We start from the raw sequence: 19,224 nt of genomic DNA, 5'->3' as shown, positions 1-19,224 counted from the left end.
CCCTGGCGAACGGGACGAAGGACTTCATCGGCGGCAACTGCACCGTGTCCTGCATGCTCATGGGCCGGGTGCGCGCCGCCGCGCCGGCGTCGCGGCTCAGAGGTTGCCGGTGGCGATCATCAGCATGCGGCGCACGGGCTCGGCCGCACCCCACAGCAGCTGGTCGCCGACGGTGAACGCCGACAGGTACTCGGGACCCATGTTGAGCTTGCGCAGCCGGCCGACGGGGATCTGCAGGGTGCCGGTCGCGGCGATCGGGGTCAGGTCGGTGACCGTGGCCTCCTTGGTGTTCGGCACCACCTGCACCCACTCGTTGTCCGCGGCGATGATCTGCTCGACCTCGTCCAGCGGCACGTCCCGGGTGAGCTTGAGGGTGAGGGCCTGCGAGTGGGAGCGCATGGCGCCGATCCGCACGCACAGCGAGTCGAACGGGATCCGGTCCGCCCCGGTCAGTCCGAGCACCTTGTTGGTCTCGTCGTAGGCCTTGCGCTCCTCGCGGGAGACGCCGTCGCCCAGGTCGGAGTCGATCCAGGGGATCAGCGAGCCACCCAGCGGCACGCCGAACTGCGTCGAGTCCAGGCCGCCGCGCTGCAGCTCGATCACCTTGCGGTCGATCTCGAGGATCGCCGACGCCGGATCGGCCAGCTCGGCCCGCACCGCGCCGCCCAGCTCGGCGTACTGGGTGAGCAGCTCGCGCATGTGCCGGGCGCCGCCGCCGGAGGCCGCCTGGTAGGTCATGGCGGTGCCCCACTCGACCAGGCCCGCCTTGAACAGGCCACCCAGGCCCATGAGCATGCAGGACACGGTGCAGTTGCCGCCGATGAAGTCCTTCGTCCCGTTCGCCAGGGCGGCGTCGATCACGCCGCGGTTCACGGGGTCCAGCGCGATCACGGAGGTGTCCGCCATGCGCAGGGTGGAGGCGGCGTCGATCCAGATGCCGTCCCAGCCGGCGGCGCGCAGCTTCGGGTACACGGCCTGCGTGTAGTCCCCGCCCTGCGCGGTGAGGATCACGGGCAGGGCCTTGAGCGCGTCCACGTCGTACGCGTCCTGGAGCACGCCCGGGTCGCCGGCCATGCCCTCGAGCACGGGCGCGGGACCGCCGGCGTTGGACGTGGAGAAGAAGACGGGGTGGACGCGGGCGAAGTCGCCCTCCTCGGCCATGCGCTGCAGGAGGACGGACCCCACCATGCCGCGCCAGCCGACCAGTCCCACGGTGGGCACGGCGGCCGCGTCGGGGGCGTTCACAGATGCGGGGGCAGCGGAAGTCATGCCCTCCAGGCTAGCGGCCCTGCTGCGCACGCTTCCGCCTGTTCCACGCGATGAGACCGCCCACGGCGAACACCTGGGTCAGCACGAGCAGGAACACCAGCCCGGCGATGGTCTTGCCCTGCAGCACGAGGATCAGCCCGAACACGGCGCACACGAACGCCAGCACGGGCAGGGCGACGAGCGCGAGGAACGAGACCGCCTGCGGGGAGAGCAGACGCTGGTCGGAGTCGGTCGGGGCCATGTCAGTCGCGTTCCCATCGTTCGAAGCGGTGGCGCGGGCCGGAGGCGGAGTCCAGCCACGCGTCGGGGGCGGGGTCGACGGCGGTGCGCCGCCAGCGGGCGTCGAGCGGCGGGGCGTGCGTGTCGCCGTCGACGTCGGCGTCGATCACGGTCACCTCGGCGCGCGAGGCCACGTCGAGGGCCTGCTCGTAGAGCGTCGCACCGCCGATCACCCACACGGTGTCACAGCCGTCGGCCTCGGCCGCGGCGGCCAGGGCCGCCCCGAAGTTCGGCACGACGACGGCGCCCGCGGCCCGCAGCTCCGCGCCGGCCTCCTCGGTGGCCGTCAGGGTGCGGGAGACCACGATGTTCGTGCGCCCGGGCAGCGGGCGGAAGCGCGCCGGGAACGACTCCCACGTGCGCCGGCCCATGATCACGGGGTGGCCGTGCGTGTGGGCCCGGAAGTGCGCGAGGTCCTCGGGGACGTGCCACGGCATGGTGCCGTCGCGGCCGATGACGCGCTCGGGGGTCTGGGCCCAGATCATGGCGATCACGGGCTCGGTGGGACGGGTGGCCCGGCTCATGGGGTCGCTGCGCATCCTCGGCTCAGACGGCGATCGGCGCCGTGATGGTGGGGTGGTGACGGTAGTCGAGGACCTCGAAGTCCTCGTAGTCGTAGTCGAAGATCGACGCGGGGGTGCGCCGCAGCCGCAGCCGCGGGTACGGGTACGGCTCGCGGGAGAGCTGCTCGCGCACCTGCTCCTCGTGGTTCGCGTAGATGTGCACGTCCCCGCCGGTCCACACGAACTCGCCGGGAGTCAGCCCGGTCTGCTGGGCGACCATCACCGTGAGCAGCGCGTACGAGGCGATGTTGAACGGCACGCCGAGGAACAGGTCCGCCGAGCGCTGGTAGAGCTGGCATGAGAGCCGCCCGGGGGCGCCGTCCTGACCGGGGGAGACGTAGAACTGGAACAGCGCGTGGCACGGCGGCAGCGCCATCTCGTCCACCTCGGCGGGGTTCCACGCGGTGACGATGTGCCGGCGCGAGTCGGGGTTCGTCCGGATCTGCTCCACGACCTTGGCGATCTGGTCGATGTGGCCCCCGTCCGGGGTGGGCCACGAGCGCCACTGCACGCCGTAGACGGGGCCGAGCTCGCCGTCCTCGTCCGCCCACTCGTTCCAGATCCGCACGCCGCGCTCCTGGAGCCACCGCACGTTCGAGTCCCCGCGCAGGAACCACAGCAGCTCGAGCGCGACCGACTTGAAGTGCACGCGCTTGGTGGTGATCAGCGGGAAGGACTCGGCCAGGTCGAAGCGCAGCTGGCGGCCGAACACGCTGCGCGTGCCCGTGCCGGTCCGGTCCGTCTTGACGGCCCCGTGGGCCATCACGTCGGCGAGGAGGTCCTCGTAGGGGGTGGGGATGCTCACCCGGCCCACTCTAGCGATCCGAGCGGACGCGCTGAGCGTCGTCGACGGCCCGGCGCAGGCGGGCCGCGTCCCAGCCCGCGGCCCGGACGGCAGGGAGGCGGGTGCCGGCAGGGCAGGCCCCCTGCCCCGGTCAGCCGTGGAACACCATGTCCTGGTACTCGGGGTAGCGGCGCAGGTAGTCCTCCACGTAGGAGCACTCGGGCACGATCCGGTCACCCTCCGCGCGCAGCCGGTCCAGGACCATGGTCACGAGGGCGCGGGCAAAGCCGCGGCGGCCGAACTGCTCGTCGATGATGGTGTGCTGCAGGCGCAGGACCACGGTGTCCTCGCCGTCCTCGCCGCGCACGGTCTCCTGGTCGTAGCCGAGGAACCCGATGAACGTCCCGTCCTGGCGCAGCTCGAAGCGCTGTCGGTCCGGGTCCCGGGTCACCGTGAGGCGCTCGTGGACGATCTTCTCAGGCTGGCTCTGGGCGGCGGTGTTCTCCATGACCCGAGCCTAGGGCCGGGGGCGGACCTGCTCAACGGTGGCCCGGTCGTGCGGGCCGAGGCCTGTGCGGGCGGCTCAGTCGTCCCAGGGGTCGTAGACCTCGACGGCCACCACGTCGCCGTCGAGGTCGAGGGCGCGGTGCGCCACGAGCACGGCGCCGGGCCGCAGCCACGGATCCTCGGTCGGCAGGGCCCGCAGCACGCGGTCCGCCTGGCCGGCGGCCGCGTCCTCGATCACCTCGAACAGCGTCGGCAGCACCGGCCGGTGCGTGCACACGACCAGGGGCTGGGAGCGGCCCATGAGCTCGGCCATCACCTTGCGGGTCTTCTTGGGCTTCTCCCGGGCCGTGGTCTCCGTGAAGGCGCCCTTGGTCTTCAGCGGCAGCCGGCTGGACTTCACGAGCGGGGCCAGCGTCTCCACGCAGCGGCGCCACGGGGAGGAGACCAGCCGCTCCGGCTGCCAGGCCCCCACGAGGCCCTCGACGGCGAGCGCCTGCCGCCGGCCCGTCGCCGCCAGCGGACGCTCCTGCTCGGCGCGGGACCACGAGGAGCGGGGCTTGGCCTTGGCGTGGCGCAGCACCAGCAGCGGCACGGTCCGCAGGCGCCCCCGAGAGGCGGCACGCAGCAGCAGGTCGAGCGGTTCGCGATCCGAGTCGTTCGTCAGCAGCCGCCGGGCCTCGTCCGGCCCGACCCAGCGGACCTCGTCCACCTCGTCGCCGTCGGGGAGGGCGCGCTGGCCGTCGACCTCGGCGGCCCAGTACCAGACCTCCTTGCTCTGACGTACGCCCCGCTTGCCGGGCACCTCGTACGCGGTCACGCACAGCGGGATGCCCGGCCGCAGCTCCAGGCCGACCTCCTCGCGCAGCTCGCGCACCGCGCACTCCGGCAGCGTCTCACCCGGATCGAGCTTGCCCTTGGGCCACGACCAGTCGTCGTAGCGGGGCCGGTGGATCACCATCACCTCGAGGCCGCCGGGCACGCGGCGCCACGGCAGCATGCCGGCGGCCAGCACCTCGGCGCGGGGGCCTTCCGAGGCGCGGTCCTCCGTGGACCAGCGGGCGACGCGGTCGGCGTGGGACGAAGGCATGGGGCGGGTTCCTCTCGGGGTGCGGCGGCCGCGACGACTGCTGGGGCAGGGCACGGGGCGTGGCCGACCCCACGGGGGCCGGCCTCACCAGGATACGAGGCCGCCGGGATGTGCCCGGCCGGTCCCCGCCCGAGGGTCTCAGGGGCGGCGGTACTGGGCGTCGGCGGCGAACAGCTCGAAGCCGAGGGACGCGTAGAGCGCGACGGCGGCCGTGTTGTCCGCGTCCACGTACAGGTCCACGACGTCGACTCCCTGCTCCGCCATCCGGTGCAGCCCCGCCAGCGTCAGGGCCCGACCGAGGCCGAGGCCCTGGGCGTCGGGGGAGACGCCCACGGCGTACACCTCCCCGACGCGCGGGCCGTCGGCTCCGGCATCCGGCTCCACCTTCGTCCAGTGGAAGCCGAGCAGCCGCCCGTCCGCCTCGCGGGCGGCGAGCAGGAGGCCGTCGGCGTCGAACCAGTCCTCCGCCATGCGGTCGTCGAGGTCGGCGCGGGTCAGGCTGCCCTGTTCGGGGTGGTCCGCGAAGGCGGCGGCGTTCACGTCCAGCCAGGCCTGCTCGTCCTGGCCGGGGACGAAGCCGCGCAGGGCCACCCCGTCGGCTAGCCGCACCTCCGGCAGGGCCGCGAGCGCCGCGTGCGACAGGCGCATCCGGCGCAGCTCGCGGACGGGCTCGAGGCCGTGCCGCCGGGCGAGCCGGACCGCCCCCGGGAGCATGCCGTGGGCCCAGACGCTCGTGGTCTCCTCCCGCGCCAGGTCCCGGACCGCGGCGGCCGCGGCGTCGGCCAGGACCGTCCCCCGGCCGGTGCGGCGTGCGGTCGGGTCGACGACGAGCTCGAGCACCGCCGCCGCGCCCTCGGGCACGAGCACGGCCGCCCCGTCGATCGCGCCGTCCGGGCCCCGGGTGGCCCCCCACCAGAGCTGCCCGCCGCGGGCGAGCAGCACGCGCGTCTGGTCCGACAGCGGGGGATGACCGTCCGCCGCCCCGGCGCGGTCGGCCAGGTCCAGGACGGCGCTCGCCTCCTCCGGGCGCGGGGTGACGACGCGCGGCGTTTCGTCGGCGTCGGAGGTCGTGGGGGTGGGGTGTTCGGCCATGCCGGCCACCCTACGGAAGGAGGACGGTGGCCCGCGAGGTGCGCCCCGCCGTCGCCCGCCCAGGGCCGAGCCGGTGCGCACCTGGCAGGATGGGGCAGGTGATGCGCTTGTCCATGGCCCTGAGTGCGGCCGTCGCCGCCCTCGTCCTGGGCGGTGCCGCGTTGCTGGGCCCGGTCCCCGCCGCCCTCGCCGCCGCCGTCGTGATCCTGGTCATCGCCTGGGGCTGGCCGCGGCAGATGGGGGCGCCCGCGCGCCTCTCGCTCAGCGTCACCCTGGCCGTCGCCGGGGGCATCGCGGTGCTGCTCATGCTGCTGTGGCCGCCGCTCGAGGACGGCCACAGCGGGGCCTGGACGCTCTTCGAGCCGCTCGCCGTCGTCGTCGCCTGGAGCACCATGGCCTCGTTCGTCGTCCAGCTGGTGCGCGGGACCGGCCGGCCGCTGCGCCTCGAGTCCACCGTCGCCACGATGGGCGGGGCGTTCGTGGCCGTCGTGACAGCGTGCTGGGTGGCCGTCTCACGCTGGAGCGACACCCCCGCGGTCGCCGGGCTGGTCATCACCCTGGCAGTCACGGTGGCCGCGGTCTCCCTCGTCGGCCTCACCCCGTGGATGCAGGGCCGGCCGGGAGTCCTGGCGCTCGTGGTCATCCCCCTCAGCACGGTGCTCGCGTGGCCCGTCTCCGCGCTGGCCGGCGTGGGCGCCCGGGACCGGCCGGCCGTCATGGCCGCGGCGCTCGCGGTGGCCGTGCTGGTGTCCCTGACCGCCGCCACGGCGCCGTCGTCGCGGCCGCGGCCCGAGGACCGGCCGGTGGGCACCACCCTGCGCCCGCGCCGGGCGGGCTACGCCCTCGCGTTGGCGCCCGTGGGAGCGGCCGGCGTCGTGGCGCACGTCATGGTGGGCTTCCTGGCCTGACAGGTCCGACCCGCTCGGTAGGATGTCCCGCATGGATACCCTTCTTGCGCTCGAGATCTTCTTCCTGGCCCTCGTGGTCCTGGCCGGCCTGGGCATGGCCGCCGTCGCCGCGGTCGTCATCAACGGCCTCTTCAAGGGCCAGCGCTGAGGACGCGCGGCCCGCTGGCGGGCCGCGCCGTGATCTGCCATGGCGACTGAACTCCCGTACGACCTCACCCCAGAGCTCGCCCCCCTGTCCTGGCTCATCGGCAGCTGGGAGGGCCAGGGCCGCCTCGGCGACGGCTCCGCCGACACTGAGATCTTCTACCAGCGGGTGGACTTCACCGAGCACGGTCTGCCGTTCGTGGAGTACCGCGCGGAATCATGGCTGTGCGAGGCGGACGGCACGCTGCTGCGTCCGCTGACCGTGGAGTCCGGCTTCTGGCAGGTGGACCGGGAGCGGCGCGACGGCGACGTCGGCCCCGGCATGCGCCCGGCGGACATCGTCCCCGCGTTCCGCTCCGCCGAGGACGTCGAGGGGCTGCGCGCCGGCGACCAGGGCTTCGGCCTGACCGCCACCATCACGCATCCGGGCTCGCTGGCCGAGCTGTACTACGGCCGCATCAAGGGCCCGCAGCTGCAGTTGGCCACGGACGCGATCCTGCGCGGCTCCGCCGCCGGGCCGTACCACCGGGCCACACGCATGGCCGGTCTCGTGAACGGGCAGCTGTTCTGGCGCTGGGACGTCGCGGACGCCGCGGGTGCCGAGCTCCAGGCGCACGCCTCCGCCATCCTGGACCGCATGCCGAGCGCGGCCGAGGGTCGGCTCGCCCCGGGGGCCGAGCGTCCTCGCGGCGCCGGCGGGCGGAAGCACGGGGAGCAGTCGTGACGGCCTCCCGCAGCCCGCTGCTGGACCTGGCCGTGGCCGAGCCGCAGGGGCCGGCCGGCGGCGCCGTCGAGGGCCGCGGCCCGGACGGCGGCGTCGCCGCGCACTACGGTCGTCCCCTGCCCGAGCAGCGCGCCCTCGCCCGGGGCCGCGCCCTGGTCGACCTCTCCCACCGCGCCGTGCTCTCCGTGTCCGGCCCGGACCGGCTGAGCTGGCTGCACACGCTCGGCACGCAGCACGTCGAGACGCTGCCCCCCGGCACGAGCACCGAGATCCTCTTCCTCGACGTGCAGGGGCGGATCGAGCACGCCGCCCACCTCCTCGAGGACGGCGCCGCGGCCTGGCTCGTCACGGACCGCGAGGACGGCCCGGGCCTGGCCGCGTGGCTCACCTCGATGCGCTTCTCCCACGACGTCACGCTGCGGGACCACACCGCTGCGGTCGCCGTCGTGGGTGCCACCGCGCCCGTGCCCGGCTGGGAGGACCGCACCGTGTGGCTGGACCCGTGGCCCCGCGTCGGGGCGGGCGGCTGGGCCTACACGGCCGATCCGGATCCCGAGGCCCACCCGGGGGCGGACTGGGCCTGGCGCGAGTACCTCGTCACCCGGGCCGACCTCGAGGCCACCGTCCGCGCACTCGGCACGGGCGCGCTCGCGGGCTGGTCCCTGGCGGGCACGACGGCGGCCGAGGCGCTGCGCATCGAGGCCGGCCGCCCCCGCCGGGCCCTCGACGTGGACGATCGCGCGATCCCGCACGAGCTGGACCTGCTGCGCACCGCCGTGCACCTCGAGAAGGGCTGCTACCGCGGTCAGGAGACCGTGGCGCGCGTGCACAACCTGGGCCGCCCGCCCCGCCGCCTCACCCGCCTGCTCCTGGACGGCTCCGTCCACGCGCTCCCCGAGCACGGTGCCCCCGTGATCCTCCGGCCGGCCGAGGACACGCCCGAGGCCCGCGCCGCCGCCCGTCCGGTGGGGACGGTCACCGCCGCGGCCCAGCACCATGAGGCGGGCGCCGTCGCCCTGGCGCTGCTCAAGCGCACGGTGCCCGTGGACGCCGAGCTGCTGGTCCGCGAGGACGCTCCCGGCGAGGACGGTGCCGCCGAGGGCGGCTGGATCGCCGCGAGCCAGGAGCCGCTCGTGTCCCCGGACGCCGGGCAGGTCGTCGGCCGACCGCGCGGCGTGGGCCGCCTGCGCTGACCGACTCTCCGGCTCAGTCCAGCGCGAGGACGGTCCGCGTGCCCGCCGCCTCCAGCCCGACGGCGATTGCCACGTGGTGCGCGGCCGTGTGGCCCGCCGGCACCTCGGCGAACGGCAGCAGCCCCTCCAGCGCCGCCCGGTCCATCGCCACGGCCACCGCGTAGCGGCCGAGCCCACGACCGCGCAGCCGCGGTGGGGTGAGGGTGCCCAGCGAGGCCAGCACGCCGCCCGTCACGTGATACCCCGCCGCCGCCACCGGGGCCTCGATCGCCCGTCCCGCGCCGTCGTCGGGAACGAGCGCGGCCAAGGACTCCCAGGAGAGGACACCCGCCTCGGCCACGTCGTCCGCGGGGGCCCGCGCGGCCACGGCGTGGACGTGGGCGGGGTCGTGGGACACGGCGACGGTGCGCGAGGGGTCGACCGGCGGCGGTTCCTCGGCCGCGTAGAGCGTGAACTCGCCGCGCGAGCGCACGGCCTCCCCGGTGGCCGCCCGCACCGCCGTCCGCAGCAGGGCCGACTCCACGCCCAGCGCCTCGGCGGGCACGCCGCGGCAGGCACGCGTGAACCACGCCGGCCCCGCCACGACGGTGGCCCAGGGCAGGGCCAGCACCTCTGCCGCGGCCACGCCCTGCCGGGCCACCTCGAGGCGGCGCGGCTCGGCGCCCGCCGTGGGGGCGTCGTCGGGTAGGAGCGCGGTGTCGGGCAGGCCGAGCCGACGCGCCAGCCCGAGGGCCAGCACGCCGACGGCGGGGTGGTCAGGTCTCATCGGCCGAACAGGATCTTCGCCTCCTCGTAGCGGGAGACCGGCACCTTCTTGAGGCCCTTGAGGGCGGCGCTCATGGGGATGGAGATGATCTCCGTGCCGTTGGCCGCCACCATCTGTCCCCAGCGGCGCTGGGCGACGAGGTCGACGGCGCCCATGCCGAAGCGCGTGGAGAGCACGCGGTCCGTGGCGGTGGGGGCGCCGCCGCGCTGGATGTGGCCCAGGATGGTGCTGCGCGTCTCGATGCCCGTCATCTCCTCGATCTCGCGGGTCACCCACTCGCCGATGCCGCCCAGACGCGGCCGGCCGGACGCTTCGACGCCGGCCTCGGCCAGCGGGTCGTCGTGGCCCTCGGGGATGAAGCCCTCCGCCACCACGACCAGCGGGGAGCGACCGCGGTCGTGGACCTGCTGCACCCATTCGGCGACCTGGGACATGGGGGTGCGGACCTCGGGGATGAGGATCGCGTGGGCGCCGGCGGCCATGCCCGAGTGCAGGGCGATCCAGCCGACGTGGCGGCCCATGACCTCGGCGACCATGCACCGGTGGTGGGACTCACCCGTGGTGCGCAGCCGGTCCATGGCGTCCGTGGCGATCTGCACGGCCGTGTCGAAGCCGAACGTGTAGTCGGTGCCCTGCAGGTCGTTGTCGATCGTCTTGGGCACGCCCACGATCGGCAGCCCGTCCGCGGCCAGGCGGTTCGCGCCGGCCAGGGTGCCCTCGCCGCCGATGGCGATGACGGCGTCAATGTCCAGCTCGCGCAGGTTGCGGAGCATGTTCTCCGGGCCGCCGCCCTCCGCGTCGTAGGGGTGCGTGCGCGAGGTGCCGAGGATGGTGCCGCCGGTGCGGGCCAGGCCGCGCACGCGGGAGCGGGGCAGGTCCTCGACGTCCTTCTCGATCAGGCCGGACCATCCGTTGCGGATGCCCACCATCTCCATGTCGTACGACTTGATGCCGTGCAGGACGGCGGAGCGGATGACGGCGTTCAGGCCGGGGCAGTCGCCTCCGGAGGTGAGCATTCCGACGCGCATGGGGTCCTCTCGGGCGTTCTCGTGGGGGTCGGCACTACCCTAGGCGTGCCCGCCGCGTCGCGTCAGGGGACGGGCGACGGGCGGCGGGTCAGCCGAGGGCCACGAGGACGGCGACCTGGAGGGCCGTCGCACCCACGAGGATGCCGCTCGCCGGGCCGAGGGTGCCGGGACGACGGCCGCTGAGCAGAGTGCCCAGCATGACGGGGGCGATCACCGCGAGCGCGGCCACGAGCATCGGCACGGCCAGCAGCGTGGGGGTCGGACCGACGCCGAGCAGCAGGCTGATCCCGAGGGCGGCGAGCGCGGCGAGGACGGCCCCGACGTAGGTGGCGGCCTGCGCGATCGGCCCGAGGCGCGGCTTCGCGGCCGTGGCTGCGGACCCCGAGCCGGTCGGGGCGGTGGCCGCCCGCGGGGCCTCCTCGGCCAGGCGCGTCGCGGCTCGCCGCTCGCGGGAGTGGACGTGGTCGCGCCAGGTGCCGGTCGCGGGGTCGATCCATTCGGGGCGGAAGCCGTGCGGGTCGGTGACCTCGGCCGCCCGCTCGCGCGGACCTCCGCCGACGTACCAGGCCGGGCGCGGCACGGCGTGGGCGGGCTGGTCGGCGTCGGGGACCCGGCCCGGGGCCACGCGGGCCTGCGCCCGGCCGTCCCAGCGGGTCACGAGCCACCAGACGAGCACGGCCAGCGCGCCCAGGCCCACGAGGGAGCCGGGGCCGCCCACGGCCGGGGCGATGAGGGTGAACCCGGCGCCGAGCAGCAGGTTGAGGGCGCCGATCGCCCCGATCACGCCGATGGCCACGGTGGCGTCCTGCCACTCCCCGCGGCGCAGGCGGCCGAACTGCACGCGTCCGTCGGCGTCGGGGAGCACGGCCCAGGCGGCCGCGTAGGCCAGCAGGCCCAGACCCGCGGAGATCATGCACACGGCGACGAACACGCCGCGGGCGAGCAGCGGGTCGATGCGGTAGCGCTCGGCCACCCCGCCGAGCACCCCGCCGACCCACGAGGCCGGCGAGCGGCGCACGCCCCAGCTCAGGACGGCGCGGCGCAGCCAGCCCGGCAGAGCGTCCAGTCCGTCGGGGCCGGTCTCGCCCGCGGCGGCTCCGTCGGGGACGACGTGGGGGCCGGGGCCGGTGAACGGGTCGGGTGTGCTCGTCATGTCTCCATTCTCGTCCGCCTCCGGTCCCCGCCCATCCGGGAACTCCCGGAATCCTCCCCGGATGTGCCGCCCCGTCCGACGCGGCAGGATGGGGACATGCCCACCCCGTCCGCGCCCGCGCCGGCCCCGCGTCCGCCGTTGATGCGGCACGGGGCCGACCGTCCGGTGTCCGGCGTCGCCGCGGGGCTCGCCCGGCACCTCGGGATGCCCGCCGGCCGCGTCCGCGCGGCCCTGGCGCTGCTGAGCCTGCTGGGCGGCGCGGGCCTGGCCCTGTACGTGTGGCTCTGGCTGCTCATGCCGGAGGAGGGTCCGGACGGCGCTCCTGCCGCCGACGCCCCCACCCTGCGTGGTCGCGCCCCCGAGGTGCTCGAGCGGGTGCGCGAGGGCGGCTGGCCGGTGCTGCTGGCCGCCGTGGTGCTCGGCGTGGGCGTGCTGACCGTCGCGGACGGCCTCGGCCTCGCCGTCGACTGGGCGCTCGTGGGCCCGGTGGCCGTCCTCGTGATCGGCCTCGGCCTGGCCTGGATGCAGCTCGACCTGGCGGGCGGGCCCCGGGCCGGGCGGAGCGGACGACTGGTCCGCCTCGTGCTCGGCACGGCCCTCGTGCTGCTGGCGGTGCTGGCCATCGTCCTGGGCGCCGTGAGCTCGGGCGAGCTGTGGCGGGCTCTGCTGGCCGCCGTCGCGATGCTCGCCGGCGCGGCGCTGGTGGCCATGCCCTACGTCCTGGCCTGGCTGCGCCGACGCGACGCGGAGCGGACCGCGTTCGCGGTGCAGGCCCAGCGCGCCGAGATCGCGGCGCACCTGCACGACTCGGTGCTGCAGTCCCTCGCCCTCATCCAGCGGCGCGCCCAGGACGCGGACGCGGTGGCCCGGGTGGCCCGCGCCCAGGAGCGTGAGCTGCGTCAGTTCCTCGCCCTGGACTCCCGCGGCGGCCCGCACTCCCTGGCGGAGGCGCTCGAACAGCACGCCGCCGCCGTCGAGGACGCCCACGGGGCCCGGGTGGAGGTCGTGGCCGTGGGGCGGGCCGCGGGGGCGTGGCTCGAGCCGCTCGCGGCCGCGGCGCGCGAGGCCATGCAGAACGCGGTCCGGCACGCCGGCGACGCGCAGGTCTTCGCGGAGGCCGGTGAGGACGAGCGCGGCCGCACCGTCGCGGAGGTGTTCGTCCGGGACCGCGGCCCCGGCTTCGACCTGCCCACGGTCCCGGCCGACCGGCTCGGCGTGCGGGAGTCGATCGTCGGCCGCATGGAGCGTGCCGGCGGGACCGCCCGCATCCGGTCCGGCCCGGGCGGCACCGAGGTCCACCTGACCCTGACCGAGCCCGAGGGTGCGCGAGCGCGCACCGGACAGGAGCACCCATGACCGACCCCGCCCCGCGCACGGCCGTCATCGTGGACGACCACGCGATCTTCCGCTCCGGCCTGCGCGCCGACCTGGACCCGGACCGACTGGCCATCGTCGGTGAGGCCGGGGACGTGGACGAGGCCGTCCGCGCCGTGCTGGACCTGGCGCCGGATGTGGTGCTGCTGGACGTGCACCTGCCCGGCGGGGCCGGCGGCGGGGGAGCGGAGGTGGCCGAGCGTGTCCTCGCGCGCCGACCCGCGCAGCGGTTCCTGGCCCTGTCCGTCTCGGACGCGGCCGAGGACGTCGTCGCCGTGATCCGTGCGGGGGCCCGCGGCTACATCACCAAGACGGCCTCCGGCGCCGAGGTGGCGGACGCGGCGGTCCGCGTGGCCGACGGCGACGCCGTGTTCTCGCCCCGGCTGGCCGGGTTCGTCCTCGACGCCTTCCGCGGCACGGCGCCCGCGCCCCCGCTCGTCCCCGCCGCGGCGGCGAGCGGGGCTGCGGCCCCCGACGAGGACCTCGACCGGCTCTCGGCACGGGAGCGGGAGGTCATGCGGCTGATTGCCCGCGGCTACACCTACCGGGAGGCCGGGGCGGAGCTGTTCATCTCGGACCGCACGGTCGAGACCCACGTGTCCTCCGTGCTGCGCAAGCTCCAGCTCTCCAACCGCCACGAGCTGACCCGCTGGGCCGCGCGCCGCGGATACGCCTGAGCCCCGCGGCACGCGGCGTCGCGGGGCTCAGGGGCGGGGTGTGCGGCTCAGGCGCTGAGCAGGGCGCGGATGCGCTCGACGCCCTCGGCGAGGTCCGCATCGCCCAGCGCGTAGGACAGTCGCAGGTAGCCGGACGGGCCGAACGCCTCGCCGGGGACCACGGCGACCTCCGCCTCGTCGAGGATGAAGGCGGCCAGCTCGGCCGACGTCGTGGGGGTGACGTCGCCGCGGTAGGTCTTCCCGAGCGCCTCCCGCACGTCCACGTACGCGTAGAACGCACCCTGCGGGGTGGGACAGTGGAAGCCCGGCACGGCGTCCATGGCTTCGACCATGGCCCGGCGCCGGCGGTCGAACGCCGTCTTCATCTCCGCCACGGCGTCCAACGGGCCGGCGATGGCGGCCAGCGCGGCCCGCTGCGACACGTTGGCCACGTTCGAGGTGGCGTGGGACTGCAGGTTCGTGGCGGCCTTGACCACGTCCAGCGGGCCGGCCATCCACCCGACGCGCCAGCCCGTCATGGCGTAGGTCTTGGCGACGCCGTTGAGGATCACGGACTGCTCCGCCAGCTCGGGCACGGCGCGGACGATCGAGGTGAACGGCATGCCGTCGTAGGTCAGGTGCTCGTAGATCTCGTCGGTGACCACCCACAGCCCCCGCTCCCGTGCCCACCGGCCGATCGCCGCCGTCTCCTCGGGGGAGTACACGGCGCCGGTGGGGTTGGAGGGGGAGACGAACAGGAGCACCTTGGTGCGGTCCGTGACGGCCTCGTCGAGCTGGTCCACGGTGACCTTGTAGCCCTGCTCGGGGCCGGCGAACACCTCGACCGGCACGCCGCCGGCCAGGCGGATCGCCTCCGGGTAGGTGGTCCAGTAGGGGGCGGGGACGAGCACCTCGTCCTGCGGGTCCAGCAGGGCGGCGAAGGCGTTGTACACGGCCTGCTTCCCGCCGTTGGTCACGAGCACCTGGGCGGCCTCGAGGGACACGCCGGAGTCGCGCAGCGTCTTGGCCGCGATCGCCTCGCGCAGCTCGGGCAGGCCGGCGGCGGGGGAGTAGCGGTGGTTCTTCGGGTCCCGGGCCGCGGCGACGGCGGCCTCCACGATGTAGTCCGGGGTGGGGAAGTCGGGCTCGCCGGCGCCGAAGCCGATCACCGGGCGCCCGGCGGCCTTGAGCTCCTTGGCGCGGGCGTCGACGGCGAGGGTGGCGGAGGGCGCGATGGCGGACAGACGGGCGGAGACGCGGCGGGCGGGCGCGGCCATGAGGACCTTCTTCGAGCTCGACGGGGAGGGCGGGGCGGAGCGGGGCTCCGTCCTGCCAGGGTACTGACTGCCCGGGGCCCGTTCGACTCCCGCCGCCCGATGGCGTATCCTGGATCTCCGGTACCGCGTTCGCGGTCGATCCCGCGAGGGTTCGGTCGGCTCCGTCGGTTCGAAGGGTAGTGGCGCAATTGGTAGCGCAGCGGTCTCCAAAACCGCAGGTTGCAGGTTCGAGTCCTGTCTGCCCTGCTCGATGCCGGGCCTCGTGCTCGGCATCGGACGTGTAGAAAGCGATTCGGCGATCCGACGAGTGAGGCCACGTGACTGAGATGGCGGCGAACGGCGGGGGGCCCGCCCCCACGCCGAGCAGGCAGCGTCGCGGGCTGTTCGCGCGGATCGCGCTGTTCCTGCGCCAGGTGGTGGACGAGCTCCGCAAGGTCGTCACCCCCACGAGCGAGGAGCTGCTGCGCACGACCGGAGTGGTGCTCGCCTTCGTGGCGTTCATGATCCTGCTGGTCATGGGGCTGGACTGGGTGTTCGGCACCGTGGCGGGTCTCCTGTTCGGCGCCGGCGGCCTCTGAGCCCGGCGCGGACGGTCCCGACGTCGCAGGACGCGTCCCCCGCACGCCCGTGAGGGCCCTCCCCGACGGCAGGGCCCGCCGTCCGTCAGCAGAAAGCAGGAACCGTGTCCGAGCAGGAACTGGATCGTCAGCCCGCCGAGGAGTCCGTCCCGATGTCGGAGGACGCCGTGGCCGAGGAGACCGCGCAGGACGCCGGCACGCCCGTCGAGGACGCCCTGGACGAGCCCGCCGGCAGCGGTGACGAGACCGCCGAGGCCACCGTGCAGGAGGCCGACCTGGCCGTCGCCGAGGGCGAGGACGCGCCGACCCCCGTCGAGGAGCAGTCCGACGACGAGCCCGCCGTGGACCCCGCCGAGGAGCTGCGCACCCGCCTGCGCCGCCAGCCCGGCGACTGGTACGTCGTCCACACCTACGCCGGCTACGAGAAGCGCGTGAAGACGAACCTCGAGGCCCGCATCCTGACCCAGGACATGGAGGACTCGATCTACGAGATCGAGGTCCCCATGGAGGAGGTCGTGGAGATCAAGAACACCACGCGCAAGATCGTCTCGCGCGTGCGCATCCCGGGCTACGTGCTCGTCCGCATGGACCTCGACGACGCCTCGTGGGGCGTCGTGCGGCACACCCCGGGCGTCACGGGCTTCGTGGGCAACGACGCCCACCACCCGCAGCCGCTCAGCCTGGACGAGGTGTACGACATGCTCGCCCCGTCCGTGATCCAGGAGGCCGCCCGCGCCGCCGAGAAGGCCGGCCTGGCCGTCCCCGCCGCGGCCGAGTCCGGCGCGCCCGCCGCCCCCGCGATCCACGTGGACTTCGAGGTCGGCGAGTCGGTCACCGTCAATGACGGCCCGTTCGAGACCCTCCCGGCCACGATCTCCGAGATCAAGCCGGAGGCCCAGCAGCTCGTGGTGCTCGTCTCGATCTTCGAGCGCGAGACCCCCGTGACGCTGTCCTTCAACCAGGTGACCAAGGCCATCTGAGGACACCCGACGCTTCCGCACCGGGCCGGCCGCCTGCCGGCCCGGACGCGGCACCGGCCGCCGCGCCACGGCGGCCACCGCCCCCGGTGCGCTCCTGCGCCGAGGGTCCCCCAGTGAGAGAAGGATCCACTCATGGCTCCCAAGAAGAAGGTCACCGGTCTGATCAAGCTTCAGATCCAGGCCGGCGCCGCCAACCCGGCCCCGCCCATCGGCCCCGCCCTGGGCCAGCACGGCGTGAACATCATGGAGTTCTGCAAGGCGTACAACGCCGCCACCGAGTCGCAGCGCGGCAACGTGGTCCCGGTCGAGATCACCGTGTACGAGGACCGCTCGTTCACCTTCGTGACCAAGACCCCGCCGGCCGCCGAGCTCATCAAGAAGGCCGCCGGCGTCGCCAAGGGCTCCGCCACCCCGCACACGGCCAAGGTCGGCACGCTGACCCAGGCCCAGTGCGAGGAGATCGCCCAGACCAAGATGGAGGACCTGAACGCCAACGACGTCCAGGCCGCCGCCAAGATCATCGCGGGCACCGCCCGCTCGATGGGCATCACCGTCGAGGGCTGACGCCCACCCCCACCCCCTTCCAGTGGCAGGGCCGAGCGCGGTCCGCAGACCACGACTGCACAAGGAGAAGAACGCAGATGGCACAGCGCAGCAAGGCATACAAGGCGGCCAAGGCCGCGATCGGCGAGGATCTGTACTCGCCGGTGGAGGCGATCCGCCTCGCCAAGGAGACCAACCCCTCCAAGACCGACGCCACCGTGGAGGTGGCCCTCCGCCTCTCGGTCGACCCCCGCAAGGCCGACCAGATGGTCCGCGGCTCCGTGAGCCTGCCCCACGGCACCGGCAAGACCGCGCGCGTCGTCGTGTTCGCCACCGGTGACCGCGCCGAGGCCGCCCGCGCCGCCGGCGCGGACGTCGTGGGCGACGACGACCTGATCGCCCGGATCTCCGAGGGCTGGGTGGACTTCGACGCCGCCGTGGCCTCCCCGGAGCTCATGGGCAAGGTCGGCCGTCTGGGCAAGGTGCTCGGCCCCCGCAACCTGATGCCGAACCCCAAGACCGGCACCGTGACCCCGGACGTGGCCAAGGCCGTGGCCGACATCAAGGGCGGCAAGATCGACTTCCGCGTCGACAAGCACTCCAACCTGCACTTCATCATCGGCAAGACCTCCTTCGAGGCCAAGGCCCTGGTGGAGAACTACGCCGCAGCCCTCGAGGAGGTCCTGCGTCTGAAGCCGTCCTCCTCCAAGGGCCGCTACATCTCCAAGGCCACCGTGGCCACCACCTTCGGCCCGGGCGTGCCCATGGACCCGAACGTGACCTCGGTGGACTCCTCCGAGCTCTGAGCCACGCGGCCCCGGTGATCGGGGCCCACGACGTCGGCCGGTCGTCCCCGCAGCGGGGACGACCGGCCGGCGTCGTCCCGGGTCGATTTTGCGGGCCCGCCCCGGACGTGTACGCTGGTGCCTACCGAAGACCGCCGGTCGTGGTGCCCTGCCTCCGGGCAGAGCCCACCGAAGGATCTCCCTGACGGAGACGGCCCGCGCAGGTGAACGTGAGCCACGCTCGCATCCGCACGTCGACCCTCCGGGTCCGGCCGCGTCGATGCTCCTGCTGCGCCCCGTGCATCTGCACGGGGCGCTTTCTCGTCTCGGGGTGGCGGTTCCCACGCATCATCGAGAGGAGTGCCATGGCGACGTCCGCGAAGGAGTCGGCGGTGGCTGAGCTCACGGACCTGTTCCGTGAGTCCAGCGCCGCTGTTCTGACGGAATACCGTGGCCTGACGGTGACGGAGCTCAAGCAGCTGCGCGACTCCATCCGTCAGGACGCGACCTACGCCGTGGCGAAGAACACGCTGGCCGAGATCGCGGCCAAGGACGCCGGTCTGGAGGGCCTCGAGGCTCACCTGTCCGGTCCCACCGCGATCGCGTTCGTGACCGGGGACCCGGTCAACGTCGCGAAGGCCCTGCGTGACTTTGCCAAGGATCACGAGAAGCTCGTGCTCAAGGGCGGCTACATGGATGGCCAGCCCCTGGACGAGGCCGGCATCAAGAAGCTCGCGGACCTCGAGTCCCGCGAGGTGCTGCTGGCCAAGTTCGCCGGCGCGATGAAGGGCAGCATGTCCAAGGCTGCCGCCCTGTTCCAGGCGCCGCTGTCCAAGACCGTCCGCACGGTCGAGGCGCTGCGCGCCGCGCAGGGCGAGGCTGCCTGAGCAGTCCGCCCCGGGCTGCACGGCCCACCACTTCACACGTAGTCAAGACGTACCCGTAAAGGAGCCATCATGGCCAAGCTGACCACCGAAGAGCTGCTCGCCGCGTTCGAGGAGCTGACCCTCATCGAGCTGTCCGAGTTCATCAAGGCGTTCGAGGAGAAGTTCGACGTCACCGCCGCCGCCCCCGTGGCCGTGGCCGCCGCCGGCGGTGCCGCCGGTGGTGCCGAGGCCGCCGCCGCCGAGGAGAAGGACGAGTTCGACGTCGTCCTCGAGGCCGCCGGCGACAAGAAGATCGGCGTCATCAAGGAGGTGCGCGCCCTCACCTCCCTCGGCCTGAAGGAGGCCAAGGACCTGGTGGACGGCGCTCCCAAGCCCATCCTCGAGGGCGTCAACAAGGAGACCGCCGAGAAGGCCAAGGAGCAGCTCGAGGGCGCCGGCGCCACCGTCACCCTCAAGTGATGATCGCGGCCTGAGCCGCATCACGCCTCCTCACGAGGCCCCCGGACCCGCGCTGCGGACCGGGGGCCTCGTGGCGTCCCGGGTCACGCACCCCCGGCTGGACAGGGGCGACGGGCGCGGATAGGATGGATCTTTGCATCTCCCCTGTTCCGTGCCGCCCGCAGGACCTCGCGTCCCGCCGTGGCCCG

General features: G+C 74.3%; 22 protein-coding genes and 1 tRNA gene. 12 read left to right on the top strand and 11 right to left on the bottom strand.

The window, feature by feature from the left end; translation table 11 throughout:
• Window positions 1–96: 96 nt before the first annotated feature.
• The 7 genes from asd to mshD all read right to left on the bottom strand — a co-directional run bounded on the left by asd (window position 97) and on the right by mshD (window position 5,581).
• A complete protein-coding gene (gene asd / locus J1M39_RS04235) occupies window positions 97–1,269 on the bottom strand; it encodes an aspartate-semialdehyde dehydrogenase (protein WP_181743464.1) in 1,173 nt (390 codons plus the stop codon).
• 10 nt (window positions 1,270–1,279) lie between these two features.
• Window positions 1,280–1,510 carry an NF038396 family protein gene (locus tag J1M39_RS04230; RefSeq protein WP_036337885.1) on the bottom strand — a complete coding sequence of 77 codons (231 nt, stop codon included), beginning with the start codon at window positions 1,508–1,510 and terminating at the stop codon, window positions 1,280–1,282.
• A gap of 1 nt (window position 1,511) precedes the next feature.
• Complete coding sequence (locus J1M39_RS04225) at window positions 1,512–2,072, bottom strand: dihydrofolate reductase (RefSeq protein WP_036337888.1); 561 nt, start codon at window positions 2,070–2,072, stop codon at window positions 1,512–1,514.
• 22 nt (window positions 2,073–2,094) lie between these two features.
• Window positions 2,095–2,925 (bottom strand): thymidylate synthase, encoded by an 831-nt coding sequence (locus tag J1M39_RS04220; protein WP_002854751.1) that lies wholly within the window; start codon window positions 2,923–2,925, stop codon window positions 2,095–2,097.
• Window positions 2,926–3,046: 121 nt separating this feature from the next.
• Complete coding sequence (locus J1M39_RS04215; RefSeq protein WP_002854752.1) at window positions 3,047–3,403, bottom strand: GNAT family N-acetyltransferase; 357 nt, start codon at window positions 3,401–3,403, stop codon at window positions 3,047–3,049.
• Window positions 3,404–3,478: 75 nt separating this feature from the next.
• Window positions 3,479–4,489 carry an NUDIX hydrolase gene (locus J1M39_RS04210; protein ID WP_036381499.1) on the bottom strand — a complete coding sequence of 337 codons (1,011 nt, stop codon included), beginning with the start codon at window positions 4,487–4,489 and terminating at the stop codon, window positions 3,479–3,481.
• Between the two features lie 138 nt (window positions 4,490–4,627).
• Complete coding sequence (gene mshD, locus J1M39_RS04205; RefSeq protein WP_036381502.1) at window positions 4,628–5,581, bottom strand: mycothiol synthase; 954 nt, start codon at window positions 5,579–5,581, stop codon at window positions 4,628–4,630.
• A gap of 101 nt (window positions 5,582–5,682) precedes the next feature.
• Here mshD and J1M39_RS04200 point away from each other — a divergent pair, with 101 nt between their 5' ends.
• The 3 genes from J1M39_RS04200 to ygfZ all read left to right on the top strand — a co-directional run bounded on the left by J1M39_RS04200 (window position 5,683) and on the right by ygfZ (window position 8,550).
• Window positions 5,683–6,489, top strand: coding sequence for a hypothetical protein (locus J1M39_RS04200; protein WP_233263201.1), 807 nt, complete (start codon window positions 5,683–5,685; stop codon window positions 6,487–6,489).
• A 187-nt stretch (window positions 6,490–6,676) separates the two neighbouring features.
• On the top strand, window positions 6,677–7,357 hold the full coding sequence (locus J1M39_RS04195; RefSeq protein WP_036317725.1) for an FABP family protein: 681 nt from the start codon (window positions 6,677–6,679) through the stop codon (window positions 7,355–7,357).
• Window positions 7,354–8,550, top strand: coding sequence for a CAF17-like 4Fe-4S cluster assembly/insertion protein YgfZ (gene ygfZ / locus J1M39_RS04190; RefSeq protein ID WP_206496484.1), 1,197 nt, complete (start codon window positions 7,354–7,356; stop codon window positions 8,548–8,550). The genes J1M39_RS04195 and ygfZ overlap by 4 nt, the downstream gene beginning before the upstream one ends.
• Window positions 8,551–8,563: 13 nt before the next feature.
• Here ygfZ and J1M39_RS04185 read toward each other — a convergent pair whose 3' ends face one another.
• The 3 genes from J1M39_RS04185 to J1M39_RS04175 all read right to left on the bottom strand — a co-directional run bounded on the left by J1M39_RS04185 (window position 8,564) and on the right by J1M39_RS04175 (window position 11,497).
• The gene (locus tag J1M39_RS04185) at window positions 8,564–9,316 is read right to left on the bottom strand and encodes a GNAT family N-acetyltransferase (protein WP_206496483.1); all 753 of its coding nucleotides are present in this window, start codon (window positions 9,314–9,316) and stop codon (window positions 8,564–8,566) included.
• Entirely contained in the window at window positions 9,313–10,344 is a 1,032-nt protein-coding gene (locus tag J1M39_RS04180) for a 6-phosphofructokinase (RefSeq protein ID WP_036381514.1), read from the bottom strand. Before J1M39_RS04180 ends, J1M39_RS04185 begins: the two co-directional genes overlap by 4 nt.
• An 88-nt stretch (window positions 10,345–10,432) precedes the next feature.
• On the bottom strand, window positions 10,433–11,497 hold the full coding sequence (locus J1M39_RS04175) for a PspC domain-containing protein (RefSeq protein WP_206496482.1): 1,065 nt from the start codon (window positions 11,495–11,497) through the stop codon (window positions 10,433–10,435).
• Between the two features lie 96 nt (window positions 11,498–11,593).
• Between J1M39_RS04175 and J1M39_RS04170 the strand changes: the two genes are divergently transcribed.
• The gene (locus tag J1M39_RS04170; RefSeq protein ID WP_206496481.1) at window positions 11,594–12,853 is read left to right on the top strand and encodes an ATP-binding protein; all 1,260 of its coding nucleotides are present in this window, start codon (window positions 11,594–11,596) and stop codon (window positions 12,851–12,853) included.
• Window positions 12,850–13,548, top strand: a complete 699-nt coding sequence (locus J1M39_RS04165) for a LuxR C-terminal-related transcriptional regulator (RefSeq protein WP_206496480.1) — start codon at window positions 12,850–12,852, stop codon at window positions 13,546–13,548. The genes J1M39_RS04170 and J1M39_RS04165 overlap by 4 nt, the downstream gene beginning before the upstream one ends.
• A gap of 47 nt (window positions 13,549–13,595) precedes the next feature.
• On the opposite strand, the gene J1M39_RS04160 is transcribed toward J1M39_RS04165, so the two are convergent.
• On the bottom strand, window positions 13,596–14,804 hold the full coding sequence (locus tag J1M39_RS04160) for a pyridoxal phosphate-dependent aminotransferase (protein WP_206496479.1): 1,209 nt from the start codon (window positions 14,802–14,804) through the stop codon (window positions 13,596–13,598).
• 173 nt (window positions 14,805–14,977) lie between these two features.
• Here J1M39_RS04160 and J1M39_RS04155 point away from each other — a divergent pair.
• From J1M39_RS04155 to rplL, 7 genes are all read left to right on the top strand, one after another.
• Window positions 14,978–15,050, top strand: a tRNA-Trp gene (locus J1M39_RS04155).
• A gap of 80 nt (window positions 15,051–15,130) precedes the next feature.
• A complete protein-coding gene (gene secE, locus J1M39_RS04150) occupies window positions 15,131–15,382 on the top strand; it encodes a preprotein translocase subunit SecE (protein ID WP_036317743.1) in 252 nt (83 codons plus the stop codon).
• Between the two features lie 104 nt (window positions 15,383–15,486).
• Entirely contained in the window at window positions 15,487–16,362 is an 876-nt protein-coding gene (gene nusG / locus J1M39_RS04145; RefSeq protein ID WP_073116808.1) for a transcription termination/antitermination protein NusG, read from the top strand.
• 132 nt (window positions 16,363–16,494) lie between these two features.
• Entirely contained in the window at window positions 16,495–16,926 is a 432-nt protein-coding gene (gene rplK / locus J1M39_RS04140; RefSeq protein ID WP_010080374.1) for a 50S ribosomal protein L11, read from the top strand.
• Window positions 16,927–17,003: 77 nt separating this feature from the next.
• The gene (gene rplA / locus J1M39_RS04135; RefSeq protein ID WP_036317746.1) at window positions 17,004–17,711 is read left to right on the top strand and encodes a 50S ribosomal protein L1; all 708 of its coding nucleotides are present in this window, start codon (window positions 17,004–17,006) and stop codon (window positions 17,709–17,711) included.
• Between the two features lie 344 nt (window positions 17,712–18,055).
• Window positions 18,056–18,577, top strand: coding sequence for a 50S ribosomal protein L10 (gene rplJ, locus J1M39_RS04130; protein ID WP_002854782.1), 522 nt, complete (start codon window positions 18,056–18,058; stop codon window positions 18,575–18,577).
• Window positions 18,578–18,646: 69 nt separating this feature from the next.
• A complete protein-coding gene (rplL, locus tag J1M39_RS04125) occupies window positions 18,647–19,036 on the top strand; it encodes a 50S ribosomal protein L7/L12 (RefSeq protein WP_036317747.1) in 390 nt (129 codons plus the stop codon).
• Window positions 19,037–19,224 lie beyond the last annotated feature (188 nt).

Origin of the sequence: Micrococcus sp. KRD077 (assembly GCF_017168505.1) — a bacterium.
GTDB lineage: Bacteria > Actinomycetota > Actinomycetes > Actinomycetales > Micrococcaceae > Micrococcus > Micrococcus luteus.
This window is presented reverse-complemented; position numbering and strand designations above follow the sequence as displayed.